The sequence below is a fragment of the Kineococcus vitellinus genome (assembly GCF_009906315.1).
In the GTDB taxonomy this organism is placed as follows: domain Bacteria; phylum Actinomycetota; class Actinomycetes; order Actinomycetales; family Kineococcaceae; genus Kineococcus; species Kineococcus vitellinus.
The window spans coordinates 1-11,199 of the sequence record NZ_JAAALL010000142.1 but is presented as its reverse complement, the minus strand read 5'-3'; the positions used below and the strand labels follow the sequence as shown (position 1 = coordinate 11,199).

At 76.6% G+C, this 11,199-nt stretch carries 9 protein-coding genes; 3 read left to right on the top strand and 6 right to left on the bottom strand.

Annotated features, from left to right (window positions below; all coding sequences use genetic code 11):
- Positions 1-69 precede the first annotated feature (69 nt).
- On the top strand, positions 70-1,170 hold the full coding sequence (gene mnmA / locus GTQ99_RS13370; RefSeq protein WP_166616230.1) for a tRNA 2-thiouridine(34) synthase MnmA: 1,101 nt from the start codon (positions 70-72) through the stop codon (positions 1,168-1,170).
- Here the strand turns inward: mnmA and GTQ99_RS13365 are convergent.
- From GTQ99_RS13365 to GTQ99_RS13345, 5 genes are all read right to left on the bottom strand, one after another.
- Positions 1,157-3,094 (bottom strand): EAL domain-containing protein, encoded by a 1,938-nt coding sequence (locus GTQ99_RS13365; RefSeq protein WP_166616229.1) that lies wholly within the window; start codon positions 3,092-3,094, stop codon positions 1,157-1,159. The two genes, mnmA and GTQ99_RS13365, sit on opposite strands and share 14 nt — an antisense overlap.
- Before the next feature lie 109 nt (positions 3,095-3,203).
- A complete protein-coding gene (locus GTQ99_RS13360; RefSeq protein ID WP_338074974.1) occupies positions 3,204-4,223 on the bottom strand; it encodes a glutathione S-transferase family protein in 1,020 nt (339 codons plus the stop codon).
- Between the two features lie 79 nt (positions 4,224-4,302).
- Positions 4,303-4,992, bottom strand: a complete 690-nt coding sequence (locus tag GTQ99_RS13355; protein WP_166616227.1) for a hypothetical protein — start codon at positions 4,990-4,992, stop codon at positions 4,303-4,305.
- A gap of 189 nt (positions 4,993-5,181) precedes the next feature.
- Positions 5,182-6,495: a DUF445 domain-containing protein gene (locus tag GTQ99_RS13350; protein ID WP_338074973.1), complete on the bottom strand. Its 1,314-nt coding sequence runs from the start codon at positions 6,493-6,495 to the stop codon at positions 5,182-5,184.
- A gap of 80 nt (positions 6,496-6,575) precedes the next feature.
- Positions 6,576-8,315: an alpha/beta hydrolase gene (locus tag GTQ99_RS13345; protein ID WP_166616226.1), complete on the bottom strand. Its 1,740-nt coding sequence runs from the start codon at positions 8,313-8,315 to the stop codon at positions 6,576-6,578.
- A gap of 149 nt (positions 8,316-8,464) precedes the next feature.
- Here GTQ99_RS13345 and GTQ99_RS13340 point away from each other — a divergent pair, with 149 nt between their 5' ends.
- The gene (locus GTQ99_RS13340) at positions 8,465-9,502 is read left to right on the top strand and encodes a uroporphyrinogen decarboxylase/cobalamine-independent methonine synthase family protein (protein ID WP_166616225.1); all 1,038 of its coding nucleotides are present in this window, start codon (positions 8,465-8,467) and stop codon (positions 9,500-9,502) included.
- Complete coding sequence (locus tag GTQ99_RS13335) at positions 9,495-10,037, top strand: GNAT family N-acetyltransferase (RefSeq protein WP_166616224.1); 543 nt, start codon at positions 9,495-9,497, stop codon at positions 10,035-10,037. The genes GTQ99_RS13340 and GTQ99_RS13335 overlap by 8 nt, the downstream gene beginning before the upstream one ends.
- Positions 10,038-10,061: 24 nt before the next feature.
- Here the strand turns inward: GTQ99_RS13335 and GTQ99_RS13330 are convergent.
- Positions 10,062-11,199, bottom strand: a 1,138-nt coding sequence (locus tag GTQ99_RS13330; protein ID WP_166616223.1) for an esterase-like activity of phytase family protein, incomplete at its 5' end; no start/stop codon positions are given.

Below are 11,199 nucleotides of genomic sequence, written 5' to 3'. Positions count from 1 at the left end.
CGCATCAGGAGACCCCGCCCGCGGTGAGCGCGCGCCCGGCGCGGCGCTCACCGCGGGCGGGGTCTCCTGATGCGCGTGCTGGCCGCCATGAGCGGCGGGGTGGACTCCGCGGTGGCCGCCGCCCGCGCCGTCGACGCCGGTCACGAGGTGGTGGGCGTGCACATGGCCCTCAACCGCGCCCCGGCCGCGCTGCGCACCGGCTCGCGCGGCTGCTGCACCATCGAGGACTCCCTCGACGCGCGGCGGGCCGCGGACCTGCTGGGCATCCCGTTCTACGTGTGGGACCTGTCCGAGGACTTCGTCGAGGACGTCGTGGAGGACTTCGTCGCCGAGTACGCGGCCGGGCGCACCCCGAACCCCTGCGTGCGCTGCAACGAGCGCATCAAGTTCGCCGCGCTGCTCGACAAGGGCGTCGCCCTCGGCTTCGACGCCGTCTGCACCGGCCACTACGCGCGCGTGCTGCCCGGCCCCGACGGGCGGGCGCAGCTGCACCGGGCCGCCGACGCGGCCAAGGACCAGTCGTACGTGCTCGCCGTCCTGGACGCCGAGCAGGTCGCGCACGCGATGTTCCCGCTGGGCGACGCGCCCACCAAGGCGCAGGTGCGCACCGAGGCCGAGCGGCGCGGGCTGCCCGTGGCGCACAAGCCGGACAGCCACGACATCTGCTTCATCCCCGACGGCGACACCCGCGGCTTCCTGGCCGAGCGCCTCGGCGACCTGCCCGGCGAGGTCGTCGACGAGGACGGCACCGTCCTGGGCGCGCACGCGGGCACCTACGGCTTCACCGTGGGCCAGCGCCGCGGCCTGGGCCTGCAGCGGCCCGCCGCCGACGGCCGCCCCCGCTACGTGCTGAGCATCGAGCCGGTGCGGCGCACCGTGACCGTCGGCCCGGCCGAGCGGCTGGCGGTGGCGGGCCTGCGGGGCGTCGACGCCGTCTGGAACGCCCCCGTGCCCACCGGCCCGGCCGAGCTGAGCGTGCAGGTGCGCGCCCACGGCGAGCCCGTCGAGGCCGTCGTGGTGGTGCGCGGGCAGGACGCGGGGGTCGTCGACGTCGAGCTGCGCGCACCGCTGACCGGGGTCGCCCCCGGCCAGACGGTTGCGCTCTACGCCGGCACCCGCGTGCTGGGCTCGGCGACGATCTCCGCCACCCGCCCGCTCACGAGCGGCTGACCGCCACCTGCCCGCCCGCCCGCACGGCGGGCACGGTCGGCGGGGTCGGCGCAGCGGTCGGCGCGGTCAGCAGGTGCGCGTCGAGGGCCTGCGCGGCCTCCTCGGCCGGCGCCGGGCGGGCGTACAGGTAGCCCTGGGCGTAGGTGCAGTTCAGCTCGCGCAGCACCTGCGCCTGCTGGTCGGTCTCCACGCCCTCCGCCACGACGTCCAGGCCGAGGCTGCGGGCGAGCTCGACGATGCTCGCCACGAGCGTCGTCGCCGACCCGCCGAGGGCCAGGTCGCTGATGAAGGACCGGTCGATCTTGACGGTGTCCACCGGCAGGCGGCGCAGGTACGCCAGGCTGGAGTAGCCGGTGCCGAAGTCGTCGATGGCCACCAGCACGCCCGCGGTACGCAGCTGCGCCAGGCGGGCCGAGACGGCCTCCAGGTCCTCCACGAGCAGGCTCTCGGTGACCTCCAGCGTCAGCTGGCTGGGGCGCAGGCCGCTGTCGCGCAGGGCCGCGCGCACGACGTCGACGATGTCGTCGGAGGCCAGCTGCACGGCCGACAGGTTCACCGCCACCGCCACCGGCTCCCCGCGCTCGGCGCTCCAGCGCGCCGCCTGGGCGGTGGCGGTGCGCAGCACCCAGCTGCCGATGGCGTGGATGTCGCCGGTGGCCTCGGCCAGCGGCACGAACTCCAGCGGGGGCACGGTGCCGCGCTCGGGGTGGTGCCAGCGCAGCAGCGCCTCGTAGCCCTTGGTGGTCCCCTTCCGGAAGTCGATCGTGGCCTGGTAGTGGACCTCGAACTGCCCCTGCTCCAGGGCGTGGGCCAGGTCGTCGCGCAGGGACGCCTTGTCCTGCGCGGCCTGCGACATGCCCTCGGCGTAGGTGACCAGGCGGTTCTTGCCGCTGGACTTGGCCCAGTACATCGCCAGGTCGGCGTTGCGCAGCAGTTCCGCGGAGCCGTCGAGCTCGCTGCGGTCCCCGCACAGCGTCGCGGTGTCGGCCACGCCCAGGCTGGCGTGCACGTGCACCGGCTGCCCGTCGACGTCGACGGGCTGGCCCAGGGAGTGCAGGAACCGCTCGCCGACCCGGCGGCCCGCCGCCGCGCCGCCGTCGACGACGATCGCGAACTCGTCGCCGCCCAGGCGCGCCACGGTGTCGCCGCTGCGCACGCACGAGCGCAGCCGGTCGGCCACCGCCAGCAGCAGCTGGTCGCCGGCGGCGTGCCCGCGGGTGTCGTTGACCTCCTTGAAGTCGTCGAGGTCGATGAAGAGCACCCCGACGCCCTCGCGCCGCCCCAGCGCCCGCCCCAGCACCTCCAGCAGCAGCGCCCGGTTCGCCAGCCCGGTGAGCGGGTCGCGCAGGCCCTGCTGCTCGTTGAGCCGCCAGGAGGTCAGGTGCGCCCCGCTGGCGGCCAGGACGAACCCGGCGTGCACGAACGTCCACCCCCAGGCGTGCTCGGCCGCGTCGTGGTGGCCGAAGACGGCGTGCGGGTGCAGCGTCCCGAGGATCCCGTGGTGGGCGACGACGATGGCCAGCCCGATCCCGAACGGGACCCAGTCCTGGTAGAGCGCGACGACGCCGACCATGACGAAGAAGTGGAAGTGCGCCTCGGTCTGCCCGGACCAGAACTGCACCAGGACGGTGGAGGCGGTGAACAGGCTCACCGACGTCGCCGCGGAGCGCACCTTGCGCGACAGGCCCGCCTGGTCGGCCAGCAGCAGGGGGGCCAGGACGACCGCCGCGGCGGCGGCGCACGTCAGCAGGTCCAGCCCGCGAGTGGTGCCGAAGACGAACAGCGCCAGCGCCTGCAGGGCGGCCACCCGCACGATGGTGCGGTGCCGGCGCCGCCAGACCTCCGCGGGCAGCTCCCGCCCGCGCGGCAGCAGGCCGACGGTCGCGTCGAGGCGCCGGCGCAGGGGCTTCCAGAGCGAGTCCACACCGCGGTGTCGGAACGCCGGGGCCGCCGCCTCAGCGCGTGCGCCCACGACCACCCGATCGGCCCCGCCGGCGCGCGGGCGCGGCCCGGGTCAACGCGCGGGCGGGTGCTCAGGGCCGGTGGTCGGCGGGCACGACCTCGGCGGGCGGCGGCGGCGGGGGCAGGGTGCCGTCGCCGAAGGGCCGGCCGCCGAGCTGCTCGCGCCCGTGCGGCGCCCACCAGCCGGCGGTGTCCGGGCCGGCGGGCACCACCTGCGTGGGGTTGATGTCGCGGTGCACGACGTAGTAGTGCCGCTTGACGTGGTCGAGGTCGACCGTGTCGCCGAAGCCCGGGGTCTGGAACAGGTCGCGGAAGTAGGCCCACAGCACCGGCATCTCGGTGAGCTTGTGCCGGTTGCACTTGAAGTGGCCGTGGTAGACCGCGTCGAAGCGGGCGAGGGTGGTGAACAGCCGCACGTCCGCCTCGGTGATCGTGTCGCCGACGAGGTAGCGCCGGCGCGACAGCCGCTCCGAGAGCGCGTCGAGGCGGTCGAACAGCCGCCGGTACGCCTTCTCGTAGGCGTCCTGGGTGCCGGCGAAACCGGCCCGGTAGACGCCGTTGTTGACGTCGCGGAACACGTCGCGGTCGACCTCGTCGATCTCCTCGCGCAGGTGCTCGGGGTACAGCTCCGGCGCGCCGGGGCGGTGGAACTCCCGCCACTGCAGCGACAGGTCGATCGTCATCTGCGAGAAGTCGTTGGTGACCACCTGACCGCTCGGCACGTCGACGATCGCCGGGACCGTGATGCCCAGCGGGTAGTCGGGGTCGCGGGCGAAGAAGGCCTCCTGCAGCCGTTCGATGCCCAGGACCGGGTCGCGGCCGCCGGGGTCGAGGTCGAAGGTCCAGCTGCGCTCGTCGTGGGTGGGCCCGCAGATCCCCATCGACAGCACCGGCTCCAGCCCCAGCAGCCGGCGCACGACGACCGCCCGGTGCGCCCACGGGCAGGCGCGGCTGACGACGAGGCGGTACCGGCCGGCTTCGACGGGCCAGCCGTCGCGGCCGTCCGCGGTGATGCGCGTCGTCAGGTACCGCTGGTCGCGCCGGTAGGAGCCTGAGGGGTTGACGTATCCGCTGGATCCGGTGCCTGCCACCGGCCAGACGCTACGTCGGTGCCCGGGCGCGCGCACCCGGGCGGCCGCGGGCCGCTCGCGCCGGCCCGCGGCGCCGTCCTCAGCCCCAGGTGACGGGCTGGCCGTCGTAGGGGTCGTAGGGGGTGTCGTAGGCGCTGAAGCGCGCCGAGGTGACCGGCACCGAGGCGGGGGCGAGCACGACGCGGCAGGCGGTGTAGGTGGAACCCTCGGCGAAGTCGACCCCCTGGTCGCCGTGCGGGCAGCGCTCCCAGCGCTGGAACAGGATGACGCCGGAGGCGCGCGAGCCGTCGGGCAGCAGCGCGTCGACGTCCGAGACGGGGTCGACCCCGCGCAGCGCGGCGGCGTTCGCCCCGCCGGTGACGGTGTAGCGCAGGTAGTGCGGGACCGACCCGGCCGCCCCGTCGCCCAGCTGCAGCTCGGCCAGCTCGGCCTCCGTGCCGCGCTCGATGGCGTCCAGGCGCACGACGAAGGTGCCGCTGGCCCCGGCGGACTCCTGCGGCAGCGTCGCGGCGTCCCCGATCGCGAGCCGGGTGCCGGGGGCGGTGGGGCCGGCGGCCGCCGGTGCGGCGGCGCCCGCGGACGCCGCGCTCGGGGACGCGCTGGACGAGGCGCTGGGGGACGCGCTCGGGGAGGCGCTGGGCGAGGCGGGTGCGGTGACCGTGACCGTCGGCCGGGCGGCCGACGCCTCGGCGTCGTCGCCGCCGCAGGCGGACAGCGAGGCCACGGGCAGCAGCAGCGCGCAGGCGAGCAGGGCGCGGGCGTTCTTCACAGGGGTTTCCCTCCGGGGACGTGGGGTTCGTCCCAGGGTCACCCGCTGCGCGGGTGCGGCGAGCACGCGCAGCGACCTTCCACCCGCACGGCGGACGGGGCGCTGCGCCGCACGGGGGGCTCCCGGCTCCGGAGGGTGACGCCCGGCCGCGCGGGGCGGCCGGACGGGGCGGTCGGCCGAGCGGGGCCGTCAGCCGAGCAAGACGGTCAGCGCGTGGATGACCAGGCCGACCAGCCCGCCCACGACGGTGCCGTTGATGCGGATGAACTGCAGGTCGCGGCCGACGTGCAGCTCGATGCGGCGCGCGGCGTCGTCGCCGTCCCAGCGGCCGACGGTGTCGGAGATGACCGTCGCCAGCTCGGGCGCGAAGCGCCGCACGACGTGGCCGGCGGCGTCGATGAGGTGCCCCTGCACGCGCAGCGCGAAGGCGTCGTCGGTGACCATCCGGCGGCCCACGTCCACGAGCGCCTCCTCGCTGCGCACGCGCAGCGAGGAGGCCGGGTCGGCCAGCGCGTCGAGCAGGAAGCCCCGCACGCTCGACCACAGGCCCGCGACGGTGTCGGCCAGGCCCGGGGAGCTCAGCAGCCGCTGCTGGAACTCGTCGGCCTTGGCGCGCGTCTCGGGGTCGTTCTGCAGGGCGTCGGCGTAGCGGGCGAGCAGGTCGTCGATGGCGCGCCGGCCCTGGTGGTCGGGGTCGGCGGCGACGTCGTCGACCCAGCGCTGGGCCTCGGCGTAGACGCGGCGGCCGAGGCGCTCGTTGAGCCAGTCCGGCGCCCACAGCGGTGCGCGCTCCTCGACGAGGCGGCGCACGAGGTCCTCGTTGCCGCGCAGCCAGCGCTGGGCCTCGGCGAGCGTCAGGTCGACGACGGGGTGGTGAGTGCCGTCGCGCACGACCTCGGCCAGCAGCCGCCCCAGCGCCGGGCTCCACGCCTGCGCGCCCAGGCGGCGCACGAGCACCTGGTCGATGACGGCGGTGACCTCCTCGTCGCGCAGGATCCCCAGCGCGCCGGTGAGCACGGTCGCGGCCTCGTCGACGACGCGGGCCGCGCCGCCGCGGTCGGCCAGCCAGCCGCCCGCCCGGCGGGGGATGCCCGCCCGGGCCACCTTGTCGCGCACCACGTCCTCGGCGAGGAAGTTCTCGGCGACGAACTGCTCCAGGCTCTTGCCCAGCGCCTCCTTGCGCCGGGGGATGAGCGCGGTGTGCGGGATGGGCAGCCGCAGCGGGTGGCGGAAGATCGCCGTGACGGCGAACCAGTCGGCGACGGCGCCGACCATGGCCGCCTCGGCCCCGGCGTTGACGAAGCCCCAGGCGCCGTCGCGGCCGGCGGTGAGTGCGTAGACGACGGCGGCCACCACGAGCAGGCTCGTGGCCAGCAGCCGCATGCGCCGCAGGGCGCTGCGCCGCTCGGCGTCACCGGCCGCGTCGCCGAGCGAGCTCCCGCCCGGACCGGGGCCGGGTGCGGCGGCGGGGGGGACGAGGACGGGCGCGCGGGTGCTGCTCACGCGCCCATCCTCACCCATGCCCCCGCACCCGGCGTCAGCCCGCCGGTGGCCCGCCGTCAGCCCTTCGTCAGCCGGCCGCGTCAGCCGGCCGCGGGCCGGCGCAGCAGTTCCAGCAGCCCGTCGAGCAGTTGGGTGCCGGGCGCCGGGACGCCGGTGCCCTCGCAGGTCACGTCGCCCTCCGGGGCGGCGCCGGTCAGCAGGAAGGCGTCGACGACCTCGTCGACGCAGGCGTTGCCGGTGAGGTAGACGCCGTGGTCGCCCTCGTCCACCACGGTGACCGTCCGCGAGCTGGGCAGCGCAGCGGCGGTCCGCAGCGCGCCCTCGTACGCGGTGGCCGGGTCGTGGGTGGACTGCAGGACCAGCAGCGGCGGCAGGTCGCGGCCGTCGGGCCGCGGCAGCGTCAGCTCGGGCCGGTCGTAGTACGCGCACGGCTGGCTGGTGACCGACCACCCCACGAGCGGGAACCGCTGGCCGTAGCGGTCGCCGGCCTCGTCCCAGGCGCGCTGCCCGCGCGTCCAGGCCGTGTCGTTGCAGGTGATGGTCTGGAAGGTGGCGGCCAGGGTCTCGTCGGAGCGGGAGGCCACCCGCATCGCCTCGCCGGCCTGCTCGGTGGCCCGCTGCACGCCCAGCAGGTCGCCCGCCGAGCGGGCCAGCAGCGCCACGCGCAGGGAGAGCATCGACCACGCCAGGTCCTCGAAGGCCAGCTTGCTGTACATGCTGCTCGCCGTCACGTCGTCGAGCAGCTTGGGGGTGACGGCGCCCACGCCGGGCACCTGCAGGGGCTCCACCGCCAGGCCGGCGCGGACCTCCTCGTAGGTGCGCGTGACCGCGGCCGGGTCCGCGCCGAGGCGGAACAGCCAGTTCCACCGCGCCGCCCACGGGCGGAAGTCCTCGTCGAAGCGGCGCTGGAAGGCCATGGGCTGGTACTCGAAGGCCTGCTGCCAAGCGGCGGTCACGTCGACGTTGGAGTCGAGCACGAAGCGGCCGACGCGGGCGGGGAAGTAGGTGGCGTACTGGGCGCCCAGCCAGGTGCCGCCGGAGACGCCGAACCAGTCGATCGTGTCGCGCTCCAGCACCGCGCGCACGAGGTCGAGGTCGGCGACGGTCTGCTCGGTGGTGACCACCGGGGCCAGCGGGTCCTGCTGGCAGGCCCGGGCCGCCTGCGAGGCCAGCTCGGCCGTGCGGTCCAGCGCGGCGTCGGAGCGGTCGCGCGGGTCCGGCAGGGCGAGGGTGGCGGCCACGACCTCGTCGCCGCACTCCAGGGCGGTGCTGGCACCGGTGCCGCGCACGTCGACGCCGACGACCTCCACGCCGGTCAGGGCCCCGATCGTCCCGTAGACGGCCATCGACAGCCCGGCGCCGCCGGGACCGCCGGGGTTGGTGAGGACGGTCCGCTCCGGGCGCGGGCCCTCGCGGTGCAGCCGGCTGATCGCGATGCTCAGCGGCTCGCCCGCGGCCGGGTCGCCCCAGTCGCGCGGCACGCTCACGAGCGCGCACTCCAGGCCGAGCTCCAGCACGCCGAACTGGACCTCCTGGGGGCTGAACTGCTCGGCGGTGCACGGCGCCCAGGCGGGCCGCTGCTCGCGCAGGGCCGCGGGGGTGCGCTCCTCGAACTGCGCCTGGGCCACCTCCAGGGTCGCCGGGCGGGCGCTCGCCAGCGCGGACAGCTGCCCGCTCCCGGGCAGCGTCGCGGTCGGCGGGGCGGTGGGCGGCGCGGGCGCCGCCGCCGCGGGCCCCGCCAGCAGCAGCGTGCCGGCCAGCGCCGCCGTGGTCGTCGCGGCCAGGGCCGCCAGGCTCCTGCGAGCTCGCTGCTGGGTCATCGTCAACCTCTCGTGCGGCCGCCGGGGGCGCGGCAGCTGGGTGCTTCCCGTGCGTCCATCCACCCGCACGGGCGCCGCGCCGCCAAGGTGCGGACGGCTGGTCCCGGGTCCGACCTTCGGGGGATGCGGCGGCCGGTAGCGTCGCGGTCGTGGCCACGGACGAGCAGGAGCGGGCGGCGCCGGGCGGCGCCGCGGGTGCGGTGACGGGGCTGGGCCCGATGCCGGGGGAGGACCCGCGCGAGGCCGCGCGGACGGTGCTCGGCGAGCTCGGCGAGGCGCCGCACGTGCCGCACCTGGCGCAGCTGCCGGCCCGCGGGCCCGGCGCCGACCCGGTGGGGCGCACCGCGGCGCTGCTGGTGGACCTGCCGGTGGACCTGCAGCCCGCGGGCTGGCGCTTCGTCGACGCGCCCGGCCGCGACGCGCGGCGGGCGGCCTCCTTCCTGCGCGCCGACCTCGACGAGCTGGCCGAGGCGGCCGCGGGCTGGTCGGGGCCGCTGGCGCTGGCCGTCGTGGGCCCGTGGTCGCTGCTGGCCGCGGTCGAGCTGGCCCGCGGCGAGCGCAGCGTCAGCGACCCGGGCGCGCGCCGCGACGTGGTCGCCTCGCTGGCCGAGGGGATCCGCGCGCACGTGGCCGACGTGCGCCGCCTGGTGCCGGGGGCGCAGGTGCTCGTGCAGGTGGAGGAGCCCTCGGTGCCCGCGGTGCTGGCCGGGCGGCTGCCGACGCAGTCCGGCTACGGCACGCTGCGCGCCGTCCCGCAGGCCGAGGTGCGCGACGGGCTGCGCGCGGTCCTGGACGCGGTGCGCGCCGCCGGGGCGCGCCCGGTGGTGCGGCTGGCCGCCGAGGAGCCGCCGCTGGCCCTGGTGCGCGAGGTGGGCGCGGACGCCGTCGCCCTCGACGTGCGCGGCCTGGGGGCGCTGGGCTGGGAGTCGCTGGCCGCGACCGTCGAGGCGGGGGTCCGGGTGTGGGCCGGGGTCCTGCCGGTGCTCGCCGACCCGCCGTCGGTGCCCGCGCTCGTCGACGTGCTGCGGGTGCCGTGGCGGCGGGTGGGGCTGCCCGCCGCGCTGCTCGCCGACGTCGTCCTGACCCCCGTGGAGGGGCTGCAGGCGCTGGACCCGGCCGCGGTGCGCCCGCTGCTGGGCCGGCTGCGCGAGGCCGGCGCCGCCGTCGCGGAGAGCTCCGGTGACTGAGCCCGCCCCCGTCTTCCGCGAGGCGCGCGCCGAGGACGTGGGCGCCGTCGTCGCGCTCGTGGAGTCGGCCTACCGCGGGGAGTCCAGCCGGCGGGGGTGGACCACCGAGGCGGACCTGCTCGACGGGCAGCGCACCGACCCCGCGGGCATCACCGCGGTCCTCGACGACCCCGCCTCGGTGCTGCTGCTGGCCGAGGTGGACGGGCGGCTGCGCGGCTGCTGCGAGCTGCGCTCGGTGGGCGAGGCGGTCTACTTCGGCACCTTCGCGGTGGACCCGGAGCAGCAGGGCGCGGGCCTGGGCGGGCGCCTGCTGGCCGAGGCGGACGCGCAGGCGGTGCGCCGCTGGGGTGCGCGGGCGCTGGAGATGACGGTCATCGCCCAGCGGGCGGACCTGCTCGCTTGGTACGAGCGCAGGGGTTTCCGTCGCACCGGCGAGCGCAAGCCCTTCCCCTACGGCGACGAGCGGTTCGGGCGCCCGCGCCGCGACGACCTGGAGTTCGTGGTGCTGCGGCGGGCGACGGGGGCGGCCGGCTGAACCCCGGCCGCCCCCGCCGCGGGTTCAGCGCAGGTCGGCCTGCACCCGGATGCCGATGAACTCGTCGTCGTCGGGCCGCCCGTCGACGCGGCCGTCGGAGAACGGGTAGTTGTTGTCGTTGCCGACGACGATGGTGTGCTCGTCGAGGACGTCGACGCTCTCGATGGTGGTGAACGGGAACGTCAGGAACCCCGAGGCCGCGCTGAGCTCGCCGGCCACCCCGTCCGGGTCGGGGACCGCCATGAGGTTCACCAGCTGGGTCTTGCGCGGGTGCCCGCTCGCGTCGGTGACGCTGGTGTCGACGAGGAACACGGCCTTGAACACGGCGGTCGGGCCCTGGCCGCCGTCGCGCTCCAGGACGAGGAAGCGGTGGTCGTCGATCTGCGTGAGGTCGCCGATGGCGTTGCCGGGCGACTCCATCCGGTAGGTGAACTCCTCGCCGCGGTAGCGGCCCTGCTCCGTGTCGTAGCGCATGACGCGCAGGTCCTGCGGGTCGTCGCCGGCGACGGCGCCCTCGAGCAGCGGGAACAGGTAGCGCCCGTCGGCGGAGGCCGCCATGCCCTCGAATCCCTTGGAGGACGCCAGGTTCGGCATCGCGCTCCCGAGCAGGGGGTTGTCCGGGGAGGTGACGCCGGGCAGCGGCACGGGTGCCTCGAGCAGCCGGCCGGCGGCGTCGGTGTGCAGCAGGAAGGGGCCGAACTCCTCGCCGAACCAGAACGTGCCGTCGGGGGCCTGGCGGAAGGACTCGGGGTCGAAGTCGGCGCCGGTGAGGCGGCGGTCCGCGCGCGTCAGCGGCCAGGCGACGTGGTGGTGGGGGTCGGAGAGGGAGAAGCCGCCGGCCACGACGCTCAGCGAACCGTCGGTGCCCGGCCGCAGGCGGTGCACGGCGAGCAGGAAGTCGGCGCTGTCGGCCTTGGTGCCGTACCCGTTGTCGGAGAGCACGAGGTAGCTGCCGTCGGGCTGGACGAGGTTGCCGGAGAAGCCCTGCACCGGCTGCGCCGCGAACGGCACGGCCACCCCGTTGGCGCTCTCGATCGCGGAACCGCTGGGGACGGGCTCGCCGTGCGTGGCGGCCGGCAGGACGTGGCGGGAGACCAGCTGCGCGCTCTGGGCGGGGAGGTCGCGGGAGGGCGCGCGGTCGTCGGCGGACGCGGTGGCGACG

What these genes read in the sequence shown, in the direction of transcription:
- GTQ99_RS13345 (WP_166616226.1), bottom strand. Translation starts at nt 8,315, where the DNA reads ATGACCCAGCAGCGAGCTCGCAGGAGCCTGGCGGCCCTGGCCGCGACG.
- mnmA (WP_166616230.1), top strand. Translation starts at nt 70, where the DNA reads ATGCGCGTGCTGGCCGCCATGAGCGGCGGGGTGGACTCCGCGGTGGCC.